The 18,786-nt window shown below is 70.1% G+C and carries 17 protein-coding genes; all 17 read left to right on the top strand.

Features of this window, described 5'->3' with window-relative positions; all coding sequences use genetic code 11:
* Window positions 1-57 precede the first annotated feature (57 nt).
* Complete coding sequence (locus ACFVKT_RS36975; RefSeq protein WP_385740245.1) at window positions 58-1,155, top strand: hydroxyneurosporene dehydrogenase; 1,098 nt, start codon at window positions 58-60, stop codon at window positions 1,153-1,155.
* A 95-nt stretch (window positions 1,156-1,250) separates the two neighbouring features.
* Window positions 1,251-1,676 (top strand): hypothetical protein, encoded by a 426-nt coding sequence (locus ACFVKT_RS36970; protein WP_385740242.1) that lies wholly within the window; start codon window positions 1,251-1,253, stop codon window positions 1,674-1,676.
* A gap of 161 nt (window positions 1,677-1,837) precedes the next feature.
* On the top strand, window positions 1,838-2,668 hold the full coding sequence (locus ACFVKT_RS36965) for an ABC transporter ATP-binding protein (RefSeq protein ID WP_385740239.1): 831 nt from the start codon (window positions 1,838-1,840) through the stop codon (window positions 2,666-2,668).
* A gap of 14 nt (window positions 2,669-2,682) precedes the next feature.
* Window positions 2,683-3,537: an ABC transporter permease gene (locus ACFVKT_RS36960; protein WP_385740236.1), complete on the top strand. Its 855-nt coding sequence runs from the start codon at window positions 2,683-2,685 to the stop codon at window positions 3,535-3,537.
* Between the two features lie 110 nt (window positions 3,538-3,647).
* The gene (locus ACFVKT_RS36955; RefSeq protein ID WP_385740233.1) at window positions 3,648-4,763 is read left to right on the top strand and encodes an ABC transporter substrate-binding protein; all 1,116 of its coding nucleotides are present in this window, start codon (window positions 3,648-3,650) and stop codon (window positions 4,761-4,763) included.
* Window positions 4,764-4,802: 39 nt separating this feature from the next.
* A complete protein-coding gene (locus ACFVKT_RS36950; RefSeq protein ID WP_385740230.1) occupies window positions 4,803-5,864 on the top strand; it encodes an LLM class flavin-dependent oxidoreductase in 1,062 nt (353 codons plus the stop codon).
* Complete coding sequence (locus ACFVKT_RS36945) at window positions 5,864-6,523, top strand: cysteine hydrolase family protein (protein ID WP_385740227.1); 660 nt, start codon at window positions 5,864-5,866, stop codon at window positions 6,521-6,523. Before ACFVKT_RS36950 ends, ACFVKT_RS36945 begins: the two co-directional genes overlap by 1 nt.
* Complete coding sequence (locus tag ACFVKT_RS36940; RefSeq protein ID WP_385740225.1) at window positions 6,520-7,857, top strand: NtaA/DmoA family FMN-dependent monooxygenase; 1,338 nt, start codon at window positions 6,520-6,522, stop codon at window positions 7,855-7,857. The genes ACFVKT_RS36945 and ACFVKT_RS36940 overlap by 4 nt, the downstream gene beginning before the upstream one ends.
* Window position 7,858: 1 nt before the next feature.
* Entirely contained in the window at window positions 7,859-9,265 is a 1,407-nt protein-coding gene (locus ACFVKT_RS36935) for an MFS transporter (RefSeq protein WP_385740222.1), read from the top strand.
* Window positions 9,265-9,765, top strand: coding sequence for an NAD(P)H-dependent oxidoreductase (locus ACFVKT_RS36930; protein ID WP_385740219.1), 501 nt, complete (start codon window positions 9,265-9,267; stop codon window positions 9,763-9,765). The genes ACFVKT_RS36935 and ACFVKT_RS36930 overlap by 1 nt, the downstream gene beginning before the upstream one ends.
* Window positions 9,766-9,836: 71 nt before the next feature.
* Complete coding sequence (locus tag ACFVKT_RS36925) at window positions 9,837-10,298, top strand: flavin reductase family protein (protein ID WP_385740216.1); 462 nt, start codon at window positions 9,837-9,839, stop codon at window positions 10,296-10,298.
* 84 nt (window positions 10,299-10,382) lie between these two features.
* Complete coding sequence (locus ACFVKT_RS36920) at window positions 10,383-11,216, top strand: M55 family metallopeptidase (RefSeq protein WP_385740213.1); 834 nt, start codon at window positions 10,383-10,385, stop codon at window positions 11,214-11,216.
* Complete coding sequence (locus tag ACFVKT_RS36915) at window positions 11,209-12,513, top strand: M20/M25/M40 family metallo-hydrolase (RefSeq protein WP_385740210.1); 1,305 nt, start codon at window positions 11,209-11,211, stop codon at window positions 12,511-12,513. Before ACFVKT_RS36920 ends, ACFVKT_RS36915 begins: the two co-directional genes overlap by 8 nt.
* A gap of 29 nt (window positions 12,514-12,542) precedes the next feature.
* Entirely contained in the window at window positions 12,543-14,504 is a 1,962-nt protein-coding gene (locus tag ACFVKT_RS36910) for a S9 family peptidase (protein WP_385740207.1), read from the top strand.
* 347 nt (window positions 14,505-14,851) lie between these two features.
* The gene (locus ACFVKT_RS36905) at window positions 14,852-15,778 is read left to right on the top strand and encodes an LD-carboxypeptidase (RefSeq protein WP_385740205.1); all 927 of its coding nucleotides are present in this window, start codon (window positions 14,852-14,854) and stop codon (window positions 15,776-15,778) included.
* A gap of 418 nt (window positions 15,779-16,196) precedes the next feature.
* Complete coding sequence (locus tag ACFVKT_RS36900; RefSeq protein ID WP_385740202.1) at window positions 16,197-17,969, top strand: CocE/NonD family hydrolase; 1,773 nt, start codon at window positions 16,197-16,199, stop codon at window positions 17,967-17,969.
* 54 nt (window positions 17,970-18,023) lie between these two features.
* A complete protein-coding gene (locus ACFVKT_RS36895; protein ID WP_385740199.1) occupies window positions 18,024-18,575 on the top strand; it encodes a GNAT family N-acetyltransferase in 552 nt (183 codons plus the stop codon).
* Window positions 18,576-18,786 lie beyond the last annotated feature (211 nt).

The raw sequence follows: 18,786 nt of genomic DNA, 5'->3' as shown, positions 1-18,786 counted from the left end.
CGTCTGGTAATTTCCTGCCATGGTGGCACCCTCACCACCCAAGGATTCGGTGATCTCGTGTTCCGTCACAACTCCGCCGTACAGCCCACCCGCCTGGCCGCCACGCCCGAGGACTACGCGCGCCTGGGTATCGAACCCCACGCGGTCAAGCCGTTCGAGGACGGTATGCGTACCGACGGCCTGCCCGGATCCTTCGAGTGGTGGTACTTCGACGCGCACCTCGCGGACGGAGCGAAACTGGTGGTGGTCTTCTACACCAAGGACGCCGTCAGCGGCCTCGGCACACAGTTGGCTCCGCAGATCCGCATCGACCTGACGCTGCCCGACGGCACCACGACGGCCAAGGTCGCCCAACTCGACCCGAAGACCTTCTCGGCGTCCTCCACGTCCTGCGATGTGCGCATCGGTGAGAACCGCTTCGCCGGCGACCTGCACACGTACACGATCAAGGCCCGTATCGAGGAGGTCTCGGTCGAGGTCACGCTGACCGGAGAGGTGCCCGCCTGGCGCCCGGAGACCGGGTACTGGCTCTTCGGCGACGACGACGAGCGTTACTTCGCCTGGCTCCCCTCGGTTCCCCAGGGGCACGTCGAGGCGACCTACAGCGTCGACGGCGACGGTCACACCACCACAGGCGTCGGCTACCACGACCACAACTGGGGCAACGCCTCCATGCTCGACCTCATGCACCACTGGTACTGGGCGCGCGGCGCGGCGGGCCCCTACTCGGTGATCGCCTCGTACATCACGGCACACGAGCACTACGGGTACACCGAACTGCCGGTGTTCATGCTGGCCCGCGACGGGAAGCTCATCGCCGACGACGCCACCAAGGTCACCTTCGAGCAATTCGGCCGCTACACCGACACCGAGACCGGCAAGCCGGTGGACAACGTCACCCGCTACACCTACACAGCCGACGACGAACGCTATGTCGTCACCTTCAGCCGCCACTTCGACATCGCCGGCGAGAAGTTCGTCGACCAGCTCAAGGGGCCGAAGAAGGCCGCCGCGAAACTGGTCGGCTTCGACGGCGCGTACCTGCGCTTCACCGGAGAGCTCCGCATCGAGCACTTCCGGGGTGAGGAGCTCGTGGACGTGCACAGCGACGACGCGCTGTGGGAGCTCATGTACTTCGGCAAGGCCCGCCCCTGAAGGAGGCCGGTGCCGACCCACCCGGCCGGTGCCGACGGACCCGGCTCCAACCGCTGGAAACACGCGGGAAACGGGTGCTTCCTAGACTCCGGCACATGCACCTGACAGTCCTTGACGCCTCCACCGAGTGGAGCCGGTTCGCCGAGGGTTCCATCGAACGCAGGATGCTGCTCGCCCTCGGCGAAAGGCTCGGCACGCCGATCCGTCCGAGGCCGCTCATGCTGCCCGACGGCAACCGCGTCGAGGTCGAGGGGATCGACGCCGCGGGCCGCCTGCTCGTCCAACTCGTCGGCAATCAGGGCGCCTACAAACCCGCCTACCGCAACAAGGTCATGGCGGACATGTTCAAGCTGCTCTGGCTGCGCGACTCCGTACCGACGGCCGAGCGTACGGTGCTCCTGGTCACCGAGCTGATCGTGCGGGCCCTCGGCGGCTGGGTGGCACTCGCGGCGGCGGATCTCGGGATCGAGATCTACGTCTTCGACGGCCGTACGGTCGCCCCTCTGCGACGCCGAACGTAAAGTCCGCGAAACACGCAGCGGCAGTGAGTCGAAACAGAAGGCTCCTACGGTCGAAGGCACCAAAGCGGATTTCCGCGTGACAGTCCCCCGCACTCGCCACGCACGCTCTCCGACTTCCAGGATCGGGCCCACGTGCTCGCGACATGGATGGGAGCGTGAAGGTGTCTGGTACGCCAGCGCTTGAACTGCGGTCGGTGCACCGGGTCTACGGATTCGGGTCGTCCGCGACGAATGCCCTCGACGATGTCCGCCTGACCGTGCGGCCGGGCCGTTTCGTCAGCCTCATCGGCCCCAGCGGCTGCGGCAAGTCGACACTGCTGCGCCTCGTCGCCGGTCTTGAGCAGCCCGACAGCGGTGAGGTCCGGGTCCATGGCGTCCCGCCGGCGGATGCCTGCGCCGCCAAGATGATCGGGCTGGTGCCGCAGAGCCCGGCGTTGCTGCCCTGGCTGTCCGTGCTCCGCAATGTCACACTCCCGCAGAAGATCAACAAAGGTGCCGCCAGACGCCGCGAACGCATCGCCGACCTCGTCGAGCGGAAGACCGCGCCGCCCGCCCCCGACATGCGGGAACTCCTGGTCAAGGCCGGTCTCGGCGAGGCCATGCACAAGCTCCCGGCACAGTTGTCCGGCGGTATGCGCCAGCGCGCCGCGATCGTACGCGCCTTCGGCCTGCGGCCGGACGTACTCGTCATGGACGAGCCCTTCTCCGCGCTCGACGAATTCACTCGCGAGAGCCTTCAGGACCAACTACTCGACCTCTGGGACGAGTTGAAGACGACGGTCCTGTTCGTCACGCACTCGGTCTCCGAGGCGGTCCGGCTCTCCGACACCGTGGTCGTCATGGCTCCGAACCCCGGCCGCATCGTGGAGAGCATCGACATCGACCTGCCCCGGCCACGCGGAGAACGCCTCTTCGGGGAGCGCCGCTTCCACGAGTACGAGGACCTGGTCAGAGACCGGCTGCGCCATGCCTGGCACGCCGAAGCCGCGTGAGCGGGGGCGAGGAGATGACCGTAGCCGAGGAACGCACCACCCTGGAAAGGGAGTTGGAGCCGCGCGTCGAGCCGTCGCGCTTCAGCCTCAGCCACCCGAGATCCCGGATCGCGTGGATCCGCCCGTCCGTCTGGCTGCCACTGCCGGTGATGCTGGTGGTCCTCGCCGCGCTCTGGAAGTGGGGAGCCGAGGAACTGCCCTACCTGCTGCCGCCGTTGTCGGACATCGGCAGCTCGCTCGGCACGGAGTTCGGCTACTACGTCGACAACGCCATGGTCACCCTGGGCGAGGCGGCGGCCGGCCTCGCGATGGGCTTCGCCGCCGCGTTCGTCCTCGCGGTGCTGACCAGTGAACTCCCCCTGGTACGCCGGGCGGTCATGCCGATCGCGGTCGTCCTCAACGTCACCCCGCTCGTGGCGATCGCTCCGGCACTGGTCGTGGCCTTCGGCTTCGGTCCGCTGCCCAAGCTCATCATCGCCGGCCTGATCTGCTTCTTCCCGATCCTCATCAACACGGCGGCCGGTCTGCTGTCCGTGCCGCAGCAGGTGCTGCAGGTGTACCAGACGATGCGCGCCGGCCGCGTCGAACTGCTGTGGCACGTGCGCATTCCCCACGCGCTGCCGTTCCTGTTCGCGGCGCTGCGCATCGTCTTCCCGCTGTCGATCGTCGGCGCCGTGGTGGCCGAGATGTCGGCGGCCGGGGCGACCGGCGGTCTCGGCACCGCGATCAGCGTGGCCTCGTCGATGAACCAGTTGCCGGTCGTATACGCCTCGATCCTCGTCCTCGCGGTCATGGGCGTACTGCTGCTGCTCGTCGTGACGCTGGTCGAACGCCGCGTGCTCCATTGGCACGACAGCGCCCACAACTGACTCACCCTCACCTCGCTCGGCCCGTGACCCGCGAAGGCGGGGCGCTCGGCTACCTACGCCCTCATCCCCACCCATCATCCCCGGCGGCCAACGCCAGTTTGGAGTCACCCATGCGGCACCGCCTCATCAGATCCGGGCTCGCTTCCCTCGCCGCCGTCGCGCTGGGGGCCGGTGTCGCGGGATGCGGCGCGGACTCCGGCGACAGCAGCTCGACGGGCTCGGAGGGTTCCGCCATCTCCGCCGAGCGCTGCGCCGAGAACAAGGCCGCCGGCAAGATCACCTACCTGTCGGGCTATCAGTACCAGTCGTCCGCGTCGATCCTCGAATACATCGCCGCGAGCAAGCTCGGCTACTTCAAGGACCTCTGCCTCGACGTCACCCTGCAACCCGGCTCGGGCGACACGGCACAGAACACCAAGCTGCTCGCCAGCGGCAAGGCGACCGTGGGCCCGGTCTCCGAACAGGACGTCATCCAGGCCCGGGCCAACGGGATCGACATCACGGGCATCTCCTCGTACTCGGACGCCGGCCTCGACATCCTGATGACGAACAAGGACATCACCGACCTGACCCAGCTCGACGGCAAGGTCGTCGGCCACAAGGGCTACGTTCCCGCCGCCGTCGAGGCAATGATGGTCAAGGCCGGCGTCAAGTGGGACTCGCTCAAGCTGGTCAAGCAGGGCTACGACCCCTCTGTACTGCCGCGCAAACAGGGCGGCCTCGAAGCGCTCACCGGATTCATCTCGAACGAGCCCAACCAGCTCAAGGCGGCCGGTGACGACATCACCGTGTGGAAGCCGATCGACTACGACGTGCCCAGCTCGCTCGGCGCGATGGCGGTGAACCCGGCGTTCGCCAAGGCGCACCCGCAAGCCGTCGAGGACATCCTGCGCGCCGCCCTGCACGCCTACGACTACTGCTCCGCCAGTGAGGCGCACATCAGCGAATGCGTCGGCTACGCGGCCCAGTTGTCCGGCCCGACGTACGACAAGAAACTGAACGCGACCATCTGGAAGACCGAGACGCAGGTCGTCAAGGACAACCCGACGCCCGGACAGCCGCTGGGCGGCCTCGACCCCGACAACGTCGCCGAACTCGTCGACATGCTGCACCAGTTCGAGATCGTGCCGAGCAGTGTGACCGCAGCCAAGGCCAAGGGGTGGTTCGACAGCTCCTTCATCAAGGACATCTACAGCGGCGACAAGCTCGTCTGGCCCGCGCCGTAAGAACGCAAGAGACCGCAGAGCCGCAGAAAGGCCCGCATCGTGCCCGCGAAAGAATACGGAATCTTCCTCCCCATAGGGAACGGCGGATGGATGCTGTCCACGACCGCACCGCATCCCGAGGCAACCTACGCGTTCAACAAACGCGCCGCCGTGCACGCGGAGACCATCGGCCTGGACTTCATCATGTCGATGGCGAAGTGGCGCGGATTCGGCGGCAGCACCGACCACTGGGGGCGCTCGCTCGAATCGATGACGATGATGGCGGCGCTCGCGGAGGCCACCAGCCGGGTCAAGATCTGGGCGACCCTGCACGCGAACATCCACAACCCCGCCCTCGCGGCGAAGATGTTCACCACCCTCCAGGACATCTCCGGCGGCCGCGCCGGCCTGAACATCGTCAATGGCTCCTACGCCGGGGAGTTCGAGCAATTCGGTGACTGGGACCCGGAGTTGAGTCACCAGGACCGCTACCGGATGACCGAGCTGTGGACGGAGGCGGTCACCCGGCTGTGGACCGAGCAGTCGGTCACCATGCGCACCCCCTACTTCGACCTCGTCGACTGCGAGTCCCGCCCGCATCCGGCCACCCGGCCGACCCTCATCAGCGCGGGCCGGTCCGAGGACGCCCGCCGCTTCCAGGCCAGATTCGCCGACGGCGCCTTCCTCGCCGCCGACAGTCTCGACGAGATGCGGACGCTCTCCGCCGACGTGCACGCGCGGGCGACGGCCAACGGCCGTGTCTGCAAGACGTATTCGATGCTCACCGTCGTGCAGGACGACACCGACGAGCTGGCCGTCAAGAAGGTGAAGGAGTGGAGCGCGGGCATCGACCGTGAGGCCCTCGCCCATATGCGGCACACCTGGGGCGTGCCCGAGGACCAGGCCCGTGCGTGGGCCGCAGGCGCCGCCGGGGAGGCGGCCTTCCAGACCCCGTACGTCGCCGGTTCGGCCCGGACGGTCACCGAGCACATCGAGTACATCGTGCGGGAGGCCGGCCTGGACGGACTCATGCTGATCTTCCCGGAGTACGACAAGGACATGCTGCTGTTCGGTGAGACCGTGCTGCCCGCGCTGCGCGCCCGCGACGAGGTGGCGGTCTGATGTCCGACCTCCGCGAGAGACAACTCGCCCACCTCGCCCGGCCCGGCAGCAGGCCCGCGCTCGTCGTGGTCGACGTACAGCGGGACTTCGCCGATCCGGAGCGCCTGGCGGGATACGGCCTGACGGCTGCCGCACTGGCCGTACTCGACCGGGTGGTCACCCGAATCGGTGAGCTCGTCGACGCCGCACGCTCGGCCGAAGTACCCGTCGTCTGGGTCGAGTTGGGCAGCGACCCGGCGCGGCCCTGGCGGTCGAGCAACTGGCTGCGAGGCGGCGACTACGACGCGCCCACCAGCCCGGACGAGCCGTGCCTCATCGCAACCCCCGGCGCCGAGTGGTACGGAATGCAGCCCGCGGAAGGCGAGTTGCGTGTGGTCAAGCGCGGCTACAGCGGCTTCCTCGGCACCGATCTCGAACCCCGGTTGCGTGCCACGGGCTGCGACTGGCTCACCGTCGTGGGCCTGACGAGCGAGTGCTGTGTGTACGCGACCGCCCAGGACGCCGCCCAACTGGACTGGCCCGTCGTCGTACCGCAGGACGCGACGGCCGCCTACGACCACCACGTCAACGCCGCCGCCCTGTTCCAGCTGGGACTCAACGTGGCCCTGCTCAGCGAAGCCGACGAGGTAGTCGAGCTCTGGAAGAAGGCCGCACGGTGACCGGCATCCACATCGGCTACGACCTCTCCTTCACCCACACCGAGGGCGCCTGGGCGCGCCAGGGCTCATGGGTCGGGCGGGACTTCCCGGACGTACGCATGTACATGGAACTGGCGCAGACCGCCGAACGGGCGGGCGTCGGCATGCTGTTCTTCGGCGACGGCAGCGGCATACCCAGCACCTGGCGGGGGAGCATCGCGCCTGCAGTCGAGTGGGGCATTCAGTGGCCGCGCCACGACATGTCGCCGGTGATCGCGGCGATGTCCACGGTGACGGAGCGGATCGGCTTCGGACTGACGTACTCCTCGACCTTCATGCACCCCTTCTACGTCGCCCGGCTGCTGAACTCGCTCGACCATGTGACCGGCGGCCGGATCGCGTTCAACGTCGTCGCCTCGACGCGCGGCGCGGACGCGGCGAACTACGGGTTCGCCGAGCTGATGGACCACGATCTGCGCTATGAGCGGATGGAGGAGTTCGTCGCGGTCTGCCGGGCGCTGTGGGACTCCGTGGCGCCGGACGCCATCGTCCGTGACCGGAGCACGGGCCGGTTCGCCGACCCGTCGAAGGTGCACCCCATCGATCACCGCGGGCGCTTCTTCACCGTCAAGGGCCCGCTCGCGTCCGTACCCGGGCCGCAGTACCACCCGCTCATCGTCCAGGCGGGCAACTCGCCCCGGGGCATCGCCGCTTCGGCCCGGTTCGCCGATCTCGTCTTCGGGTTCGGCGGCAACCTCGCCGGCCAGCAGCGCCACCGCAAGCTGCTCGACGAGGCACTCCTCGCCGAGGGCCGGGACCCGGCGCACGTGGGCATCCTCTGGGCGACCCAGGTGATCGTCGGCCGGACGAAGACCGAGGCGCTGGCGCACCGCGACTCGGTGCTCGACTTCTGGAGCGAGGAAGCCGTAGCCACCTACCTTTCGCACAACGCCGGTTACGACCTCTCGACGCTTCCCGAGTCCTTCCGTCTGGGCGAGCTGCACGACGAGATCGCGGCGGCCAACGCGAGTCCCGCGGGGCTCGTCGGGTCGCTCATCGCGGAGTTCGGCGAGGAACACACCATGAGCCGCGGGGAGTTCTTCGCGCACGGACGCCGGAGGGCGACGGGCCTGGACCATGGCATCGTCGGCGACCCCGGCACCGTCGCCGACGCGCTGGAGGAGAACTTCGCCGAGACCGGATCGCGCGGCGGCTTCATGTTCTCCAGCCCGCTGGGCATGCCCTCCGGCTTCGCCGGGATCAGCGAACTGCTGCTGCCCGAACTGCGCCGCCGCGGTGCGCTCGCGCCGACGTACACGGGTGCCACCACACTGCGCGAGAACCTGGCGGTGTGAGATGACCGGAGCAGGCGAGCGACGCCAGTGGCTCGCCCTCGGCAGCCTGTGCGCGGGGTTCTTCATGCTGCTCCTCGACAGCACCGTCACCTCGGTCGCGCTGCCCGCGCTGATCACCGGCCTGCACACCGGCGAGACCCTCGCGATCTGGGTCAACAGCGGCTACCTCATCGCCTACGCCGTACCTCTGATCATCGCGGGGCGGCTCGGTGACCGCTACGGCCACCGACGCGTCCACCTGCTCGGACTCGGAGTCTTCACGCTCGGGTCGCTGCTGTGCGCGCTGGCCCCCACCGTCGGGGCGCTCATCGGGTGGCGGGTTGCCCAGGGCATCGGCGCCGCGCTGATGACGCCGCAGTGCCTCACCCTCATCAAGGCAATGTTCCAGCCGCCGAGGCTCGCCGTCGCGCTCGGCACCTGGGGCGCGGTCGGCGGAGCGGCGGTGGCCGCCGGGCCACTGCTCGGCGGCCTGCTCGTCGCCGTCGGCGGCTGGCCCGCGGTGTTCTGGGTCAACGTCCCGGTCGGCGTCGCCGCGATGTTCGCGGTGTACGCGTTCGTGCCCGCCCTACCCCGGCAGGAGGCGGGCATCCCGGTGTGGGCGATCTGCGCGAACGCGACCGGTGTCGGCGCCCTCGTCCTCGGCATCCAGGGCACGGACGCCGCGAACGCCAACGCCTTCGGCGTGCCACGCCAGCTGCTCATCGTCGCAGGCGTGTTGACCGTCGCAGCCGTCGTCCGGCTCCAGCGCCGCGACGGGCAGCGCGCGCTCGTACCGGTCGCCCTGCTCCACAGCCGCGGGTTCGTCACCGCGGCCTGGGGTGCCGCCGCCGCGGCCTTCTGCTCCGGCTCGGCGATGATCCCCCTGATGCTCTACCTCCAGCAGGAGCGCGGGCTCGCTCCGGGCGCGGCGGCGCTCACCCTCGTACCGATGGGTGTGGTGTGCCTGCTCGGTGCACCGGTCTCGGCCCGACTCAACAACGGAATCGGGCCCCGCGCGGTCGCCGCCATCGGCTCTCTCGCGCTCGTCGTCTCCGTCGGAGCGTCGGCCGTGCTCGTCGCCACGGACGGGCCGGTCGCCGCGCTGACCGCCGTCTTCGGGCTGTACGGAGTGGCCAATTCGTTCGTCTGGTCACCGCTGTCGATCGCGGCGGTGACCGCGGTCCCCGCTGACGCCGTCGGTGCCGCGTCCGGAACCTTCAACGCCATGAAGCAACTCGGCGCCGTGCTCGGCAGCGCGGTCTGTGCCGTCCTGCTGGCGGGATACGGCTACGCGGTCACCCTCGGCGGTCTCGCCGCCGTCGGGCTACTGTGCCTCCTCGCGTCCGCGTTCCTCCGCATCGACCATCCTGGGGCCGGTTCACCCGCGGTGCCCGCCGCCGCGCCCCAACTACCCACAGGAGTCACCTGATGAAGGCTGTCGCCGTGGTCGGAAACCCCAAGACCGCCTCACGTACACGTGATGCCGCCGAACGCCTCGCCGCTGCCCTCGGGCTCGACTGCGAAGTCCTCGAAGTAGCCACCCTCGGGGCCGGCTTGCTCAGTTGGGGCGACCCCGACGTCACCGCCGCCGTCGAGAGGGTGCGATCCGCCGACATCGTGATCGCGGCATCCCCCACCTACAAGGGCACATACACCGGCCTGCTCAAGATCTTCCTCGACCGGTTCCCCACGGCGACGGGCCTCGCGGACCAGGTGGCACTGCCCCTCATGCTCGGTGCGGGACCCGCCCACGCGCTCGCCCCCGAACTCACCCTCAAACCGGTGCTCGTCGAACTCGGCGCGACCTGCCCCGCGCAGGGCCTCTACCAGCTCGACTCCACCTACACGACAGACGACTCACTCGCCCGCTGGGTCCGGCGATGGGGCCGGATCGTGCTCGGCGCGGCGAAGACGAGGGCCGCGGGATGACGGCGGGGGAAGGCTTCACGGGTCCCACAGGCTCCGTAGGCCCCACAGGCTTCACCTCGGATCCCGGCGAGATGCGGAGAGCGTTCTCCGGGTTCCCGTCGGGGGTCGCGGCCCTCTCGGCGCGCGTCAACGGCGAATCGACCGTCATGATCGTCTCGTCGTTCGCAGTCGGGGTCTCCTACAACCCGCCCATGGTCTCCTTCGCCGCACAGCACGGCTCCACGACCTGGCCGGCGCTGTCCCGCGCGGGGGTGATCGGGGTCTCCGTCCTGGGCGAGGCCCACTCCGACAAGGCCCGGCAGCTCGCGTCCCGGAGCAAGGAGGGCCGGTTCGTCGGGATAGGAACGCTGGAGGCGGCGTCCGGCGCGATCTTCCTGGAGGGCGCACCGGTCTGGCTGGAGTGCACCGTCGAGCACAGCTATCCGGCCGGCGATCACGACATCATCGTGCTGCGCGTGCTCGCCATGATGACCGACGACGATCGCAGTCCGCTCGTCTGGCACCGTCAGACGCTCAAGATGCTGACCGGCTGAGGTGACGCCGGAGCCTGGACGGTGGACGAGCTGAGGATGGTCCTTCCTGGCCGGTTTCCCCTCGGGCACGTAACGTGAGGCGGCATGAAGATCCTTATCAGCGCCGACATGGAAGGCGCCACGGGGGTGACCTGGCCCGCCGACGTGCTGCCCGGGACACCGCAGTGGGAGCGGTGCCGCGCGATGTTCACCTCGGACGTGAACGCGGCCGTGCTCGGCTTCTTCGACGGCGGCGCCGACGAGGTGCTGATCAACGAGGCCCACTGGACCATGCGGAACCTGCTGCTTGAGCAGCTCGACGAGCGGGCGGAGATGCTCACCGGGCGGCACAAGTCGCTCTCCATGGTGGAGGGCGTGCAGCACGGCGACGTCGACGGGATCGCCTTCGTCGGCTATCACGCCGGCGCCGGCATGGAGGGCGTCCTCGCGCACACCTACCTCGCGAACTCCATCACCGGGGTGTGGGTCAACGATGTACGGGCCAGCGAGGGGCTGCTCAACTCCCATGTGGTCGCCGAGTACGGGGTGCCCGTCGTGCTCGTCACCGGGGACGACCTGGCCTGCGAGGACGCGCTCGGGTACGCGCCCGAGGCGCTGAAGGTCGCCGTCAAGGACCATGTGTCGCGGTACGCGGCGGTGTGCCGTACGCCGTCCAGGACCGCCGCCGACATCCGCGCGGCGGCGAAGCAGGCGGCGCCCCTGGCGGTCCGTCAGGAACCGTTGGCGGGCGGCCCGTTCACCGTGGCGCTGGAGTTCGACGCCGAGCACCTGTCGATGGCGGCGACCGTGGTGCCGGGCGTCGAGCGTGTCGGGGAGCGGAAGGTGGCGTACACCAGCGGCACCATGTACGAGGGAATTCGCACGTTCAAGGCGGTCACGACGATCGTGTCGGCCGCGGTGGAGGAACAGTATGGCTGACGGGCAGGCGCTGGACGAGGTCGTACGGTTCACCTCCGACCTCATCCGCATCGACACCACCAACCGCGGTGGCGGGGACTGCCAGGAGCGCCCGGCCGCGGAGTACGCCGCCGCGCAGCTCGCCGAGGCGGGCCTGGAACCCGCCCTCCTTGAGCGCACCAAGGGACGTACGAACGTCGTCGCCCGCCTCGAAGGCACCGACCCCTCCGCCGACGCGCTGCTCGTGCACGGTCACCTGGACGTCGTACCCGCGCAGGCCGAGGACTGGAGCGTGCACCCGTTCTCGGGGGAGATCCGCGACGGCGTCGTCTGGGGGCGCGGCGCGGTCGACATGAAGAACATGGACGCGATGATCCTGGCGGTCGTACGGGACTGGGCGCGCAACGGCGTACGGCCCCGGCGTGACCTCGTGATCGCGTTCACCGCCGACGAGGAGGCGAGCGCCGAGGACGGCTCGGGGTTCCTGGCCGACCAGCACCCGGGCCTCTTCGAGGGGTGCACCGAAGGCGTCAGCGAGTCCGGGGCGTTCACCTTCCACGACGGGAGCGGGCGCGAGCTCTATCCGATCGCGGCGGGCGAGCGCGGCACCGGCTGGCTCAAGCTCACCGCGCGCGGCCGGGCGGGGCACGGCTCCAAGGTCAACCGGAACAACGCGGTGACGCGCCTGGCCGAGGCCATCGCGCGGATCGGGGCGCACGAGTGGCCGCTGCGGCTCACCCCGACCGTGCGCGCGGCGCTCACCGAAATGGCCGCCCTGTACGGCGTCGAGGCAGACCTCGAGGATGTCGACGGGCTGCTGGCCAAGCTGGGGCCCGCCGCCACGCTCGTCGAGTCGACCGTGCGCAACAGCGCCAACCCGACGATGCTGAGCGCCGGTTACAAGATCAACGTGATTCCGGGGGAGGCCGTCGGGTACGTCGACGGCAGGTATCTGTACGGCCACGAGGACGAGTTCCGCACGACCCTCGACCGGCTCACCGGACCGGACGTGGAGTGGGAGTTCCAGCATCGCGAGGTGGCGCTCCAGGCGCCGCTGGAGTCGGCGACGTACGCGAAGATGCGCGCCGCCGTCGAGGAGTTCGCGCCCGAGGGCCATGTCGTGCCGTACTGCATGTCCGGCGGCACGGACGCCAAGCAGTTCTCGCGCCTCGGCATCACCGGCTACGGCTTCACCCCGCTGAAGCTCCCGGAAGGGTTCGACTACCAGGCCCTCTTCCACGGCGTCGACGAGCGCGTCCCCGTCGAGGCGCTCCACTTCGGCGTCCGCGTCCTCGACCGCTTCCTGCGCAGCGCCTAGAACACCGGGAGGTGGGGATAGTGGGGGACATGGTGCAGACCCTGGCGTACGGATCGTGGCCCTCGCCCATCGACGCGGCGCTCGCCGCCGCGCACGACGGGCACCCCGAGTCCGTCGGCTTCGTCGGCGACGAGACCTGGTGGACCGAACCCCGGCCCACCGAGGGCGGGCGGCGCACGCTCGTGCGGCGGAGGGCCGACGGCACGGAGGAGTCGGTGCTGCCCGCCCCGTGGAACGTACGCAGCCGCGTCATCGAGTACGGCGGACAGGCCTGGGCCGGGGAGATGCGCCCCGAGGGACCGCTGGTGGTGTTCGTCGACTTCGCCGACCAACGGCTCTACCGGTACGAAGTCGGCGGTGAGCCGAGCCCGTTGACTCCCGTCTCGGACGTCGGCGGTGGACTGCGCTGGGTGGACCCGCAGTTGCGTGTCGAGCGAGGTGAAGTGTGGTGCGTACTGGAGGAGTTCACGGGGAGCGGGCCGACGGATGTGCGGCGGGTCGTGGTTGCCGTTCCGCTGGACGGTTCGGCCGCGCAGGACCGGAACGCCGTACGTGAACTCAGCGACGGGCGGCACCGGTTCGTCACCGGGCCCCGGCTCTCGCCCGACGGCGGGCGTGCGGCCTGGCTCGCCTGGGACCATCCGCGGATGCCCTGGGACGGCACGGAACTGATCGTCGCCGAGGTGGCCGACGACGGGACGCTCCAGGGGGCCCGCACGGTCGCCGGCGGGCCCGACGAGTCGATCGCCCAGGCCGAATGGGCCTTCGACGGCTCGCTGTTGTACGCCGGGGACCGCACCGGCTGGTGGAACCTGTACCGGGACGGTGTGCCCGTGTGCCCGCGGGAGGAGGAGTTCGGCGGGCCGCTGTGGAAGATCGGCTATCGCTGGTTCGCGCCGCTTGAGGACGGGTTGATCGCCGTCGTCCACGGCCGGGGCGCCACCGCGCTCGGCATCCTGGACCCGGAGACCGGCGAGGTCGTCGACGCGGCGGGCCCCTGGACCGAGTTCGCCCCGACACTCGCCGCGCACGGCAGCCGTGTCCTGGGCGTCGGCGCCAGTCCGCGCAGCGCGTACGAGGTCGTCGAACTCGACGCCCGCATCGGGCGGACTCGTGTGACCGGCGCCGCGCACGTCGACCCGGTGGACCCCGCGTACTACCCGGAACCGCAGATCCGCACCTTCACCGGGCCCGCCGGACGCGAGATCCACGCGCACATCTACCCACCGCACCACCCCGGCCATACCGCACCCGACGACGAACTGCCGCCGTACGTCGTCCACGCGCACGGCGGCCCCACCAGCCGCGCGCCCCTCGTACTCGACCTGGAGATCGCCTACTTCACCTCACGCGGCATCGGCGTCGCCGAGGTCAACTACGGGGGATCGACCGGGCACGGACGGGAGTACCGCAACCGGCTGCGTGAACAGTGGGGTGTTGTCGACGTCGAGGACTGCGCGGCCGTCGCACTCGCCCTCGCCGACGAGGGCACCGCCGACCGGCTGCGGCTCGCCATTCGCGGGGGCAGCGCGGGCGGCTGGACGACCGCCGCGTCCCTGACCAGCACCGACGTGTACGCCTGCGGCACCATCCTCTACCCGATCCTCGACCTCGCCGAATGGGCCTCGGGGGAGACCCACGACTTCGAGTCGCGCTACCTGGAGAGCCTGGTCGGGCCCCTCGCCGAGGTGCCGGCCAGGTACGCGCAACGGTCGCCCTCCGAGCACCCCGAGCAGATCGGCGTGCCTTTCCTGCTGCTCCAGGGCCTCGACGACGCCATCTGCCCGCCCGCGCAGTGCGAGCGGTTCCTCGCCCGGCTGGCGGAGGCGGGGCGCCGGATCCCGCACGCCTACATCGCCTTCGAGGGAGAGGGGCACGGTTTTCGGCGGGCCGAGACGACGGTGCGGGTACTGGAGGCCGAACTCTCGCTGTACGCACAGGTCCTGGGGCTGGCCCCGCCCGGTATCCCGACATTGGAGCTCGCCAAGTGAAGCCGGCGTTCGCTATCACGGGGTCCGCCCGGTGGAGCCGATCGTCCGGACCAGGGGGGGCCGCCCGAAACTGATCGTCCCGGCCAAGGGGTCCGCCCAGTGAAGCCGATCGTCCGGATCAAGGGGGTCCTCCGGTGAAGCTGATCGTCCCGACCAGGGGGGTCCGCCCAGTGAAACTGATCGTCCCGGCCAAGGGGGTCCGCCCAGTGAAGCCGATCGTCCGGATCAAGGGGGTCCTCCGGTGAAACTGACCGTCCCGACCAGGGGGTCGGCCCGGTGAAACTGACCGTCCCGACCACGGGGGTCCGCCCCGTGAAACCGACCGTCCCCACCACGGAGTCCGCCAAATGAAGCCCTTGACCCGTCCCGCGCGTCTCGTACGCGGAGCCCGCGTCGCCGTCGTCGCGCCCAGTGGGCCCGTGATCGAGGAGCGGCTCCAGGCCGGCCTCGACATCCTGCGCGGCTGGGACCTCGACCCCTTCGTGGCACCCCATGTCCTGGACCGGCACGCCGAGTTCGACTATCTGGCGGGCACGGACGCCGACCGGGCCGCCGACTTCCAGGCCGCCTGGTGCGACCCGGACGTGTCCGCGGTGCTCTGCGCGCGCGGCGGGTACGGGACCCAGCGCATGGTCGACCTGCTCGACTGGGACGCGCTGCGGGCCGCGGGCCCCAAGGTGCTCCTCGGCTTCAGCGACATCACCGCCCTGCATGAGGCGTTCGCCAACCGACTGGGGCTGGTCACGCTGCACGGGCCGATGGCGTCCGCCGTCGACTTCCTCAAGAACGCGCGGGCGCAGGAGCATCTGCGGGCGACACTGTTCGAGCCGGAGTCGGTGCGGACGATCGAGTCCGCCGGGCGCGGCGTACTGGTGCCGGGGCGGGCCCGAGGGGTGACCCTCGGCGGCTGTGTGAGCCTGCTGGCCGCCGAGCTGGGTACCCCGCACGCCCGGGCCGGCGCCGCGGGCGGCCTGCTGCTGATCGAGGACATCGGTGAGGAGGCGTACCGGCTGGACCGGATCCTCACCCAGCTCCTGCGGGCCGGCTGGCTCGACTCCGTCGCCGGGATCGCCCTCGGATCGTGGAAGGACTGCGGCCCGTACGAGGTTCTGCGCGCCGTTTTCGCCGACCGGCTGGGCGGCCTCGGCGTACCCGTCGTCGAGGACTTCGGCTTCGGGCACTGCGAGGGCGCACTCACGATTCCCTTCGGCGTCGGGGCCGAACTCGACGCGGACGCGGGGACGTTGACGCTGGACGAGCCTGCGCTCGCTTAGGGGCGGGGCTTGGCCACGCCCGGTGGCGACGTCGCCTCGCTCGGTGGCGGGCCGCGTCCGCTTGGCCGCCGGCCTCGTCTCCGGTGGGGACGGGCTTTGCGATCGCCTGGTGGCGGGCCTTGTGCTCGCGTGGGACGGGGCTCGTCTTGCGTGGGGGCGGGCCTTGCCCTCGCCCGGCGGCGGATCTCTTTCGCTTGGCGGCCGGTATCGCCTTGCCCGGCGGCGGACGTCGCCTCGCTCGGCAGCGGGCCGAGTCTCGCCCCGGCGCAGCCCCTCGCTGAATATCCGTCAGGAAACACCCGACGCGGTGATTGACCCCGCCCGGCAGGCGTCCCAACATGATTACTGGTCGGTAAGTAATGGCTGCCGTGGTCGGGTTGTCCTCAGTGTGGAGGTCCTCGTGTCCCGTCGTTCTCGTGTGTCCGGATCCCGTGCGGCGCTGGCTCTGGCAGTCGGCGCCGCGCTCACGGCGCCACTCGCGTTCACCGCGCCCGGCGCCGCGGCCACCGGTCAATACAGCGTCTCGGCCCTGAAGTTCACCGTCCGGGCCGGTGGCAGTACCTGCACGATCGACGCCGACCTGTACCGGCCCGCGGGCGTGGACCGCCGGCACACCGCTCCCGCGGTACTCGCCACGAACGGCTTCGGCGGGAGCAAGTCGGACGGCTCCACGGACGCCATCGGCAAGGCGTTCGCGGCCCGCGGATTCGTCGCGCTCGTCTACTCGGGGCTCGGCTTCGGCGCGTCGGGCTGTCTGATCTCCCTCGACGATCCGCGTGTCGACGGGGCGGCGGCGTCCCGCCTCGTCGACTTCCTGGCCGGCACCCGCGCCGCCGACGACGGAACGAAGGCCGACTACGTCACCCGCGACGGCCGGAGCGATCCCCGCGTCGGCATGATCGGCGGCTCGTACGGGGGCGCCATCCAGCTCGCCACCGCCGCCGTGGACCACCGTATCGACGCACTCGTCCCGATGATCACCTGGAACAACCTGTCGTACTCACTGGACCCCAACAACGCCGCCCGCGCCCGTACCGTGCCCGGTGCCTTCAAATGGCAGTGGACCAACGCCTTCTACCTGATCGGCGAACACCAGCCGGTGACCGCGCCCAACCTCGACCCCTCCCGGATCAACTCCATCCCCTGCCTGCACTTCGTGAGCAACGCCTGCGACACCATGCGGACCCTGAACACGGGGAGCTACCCGGCGGACAAGATGGGACCACTGCGCAGCTACGCGGACAGCGTGTCGCCCGTCTCCTACCTCAACAGGGTGGAAGCACCCACCCTCCTGGTCCAGGGGCAGGCCGACAGCCTCTTCAACCTCAACGAGGCGACAGCGACGTACAAGACCCTCAAGGCGCAGGGCACTCCGACGAAGATGATCTGGCAGTCGTGGGGGCACAGCGGCGGCCGTACCGACCCGGCCAGCGGTGAACTCAACCTGAGCCAGGGCAACTTGGAGACGAGTTACGTCGGCAGGCGGATCCTCGCCTGGTTCGACCGCTACCTCCAGCACCGCAAGGGCGTCGACACTGGCCCCTCCCTCGCGTACTACCGCGACTGGATCGCCGACCCGAACAGCACCTACGCCACGGCCTCGCGAGTGCCCGCGCTCAGCGAGAAGCTCTACCTCTCGGGAGACGGCAAGCTCGTCGACAGCCGCAGGAAGGTCGTGCCCGGCAGCCGCGAGTACCGCAACGCGCTGGTGCCCACCAGCCACTCCGAGAACTCCCTCGCCGCGGCGGCCGGGCTGCCCGATCCCGCGCCGTACGACACGGAGGGGACCTACCTCGGCTGGACGAGCGCGCCCCTGACCCGCTCCGTCGATGTCGTCGGTGCGCCCAGGGCCACGCTGAAGGTGAGCTCGCCGGCGACCGAGCTGGTGCAGAACTCCGGTGACGCCGCCGACAAGCTGGTCCTCTTCGCCAAGCTGTACGACATCGCACCCGACGGCACGAAGACGCTGGTGCACCGGCTGGTGGCGCCGGTGCGGGTGCCGGACGTGACCCGGGCCTTCACCGTCTCGCTGCCGGGGATCGTGCACCGGTACGAGGCGGGGCACCGGCTTCAGTTCGTCGTCGCGGCGAGCGATGACGCGTACTTCGGGAACAAGGGGGTGAAGCCGGTGACGATCACGAGTGCGCCCGGGCACACCGGGGTGCTGGAGCTGCCGGTGATCGGGGACTGAGGTGCCGGCCTCGAACGGAGGAGGGGCGGACGGGGGTTCGCGTAGGCTGGCCGGATGCCTGAGAACGCCCCCGACTATCTCGCCGCCGGTCCTCGCGTGGGCATTCGGCCCTTCACCTATGAGGACGGCGCGGAGTTCACCGCCAGGGCGCGGGAGAGCAAGGATCTCCACCAGCCGTGGCTGTTTCCGCCCGTCGGCGCCGGTGCCTACGCGGCGTACGCGGGGCGGCTGATCGAGGATCCGACAAAGGCCGGGTTCCTGGTGTGCGAGCTCGACGGCGGGGCGATCGCCGGGTTCATCAACATCAACAACATCGTCGAGGGCGGCTTCCTGTGCGGGGCGCTGGGGTACGGCGCCTTCGCACACGCGGCCGGGCGGGGGCTGATGAGCGAGGGGCTCGGGCTCGTCGTGCGGCACGCCTTCGGGAAGATGGGGCTGCACCGGCTCGAGATCAATGTGCAGCCCGGGAACGCCGCCTCGATCGCGCTCGCCCGGCACTGCGGGTTCCGGCTGGAAGGGTTCTCGCCGGACTTCATCTACCTGGACGGGGCCTGGCGGGATCACGAGCGCTGGGCGATCACCGCGGAGATGACCCGGTCCCGCTGACGTCGCCGGACTCCGTCGGCGGGGATGTGCGTCATGCGCGTGGGGGAGGGCGGAGGGGTGGTTTTTCGCCCCCTCCGCCCCTGCCCGTCCCGTACCTGGGGACTGCCGCCCCCAGACCCCCGCTGTCGCGCTGAACGCGCTCGTCCTCAAACGCCGGACGGGCTAAAAGATCTCTAGCCCCGGCCGGGGAAAGATTCAGCCCCTCCGGCGT

This window comes from Streptomyces sp. NPDC127595, from assembly GCF_042671685.1.
Taxonomy (GTDB): Bacteria; Actinomycetota; Actinomycetes; order Streptomycetales; family Streptomycetaceae; genus Streptomyces.
The sequence above is the reverse complement of the archived record's forward strand: the minus strand, read 5'-3'. Positions and strand labels throughout refer to the sequence as shown.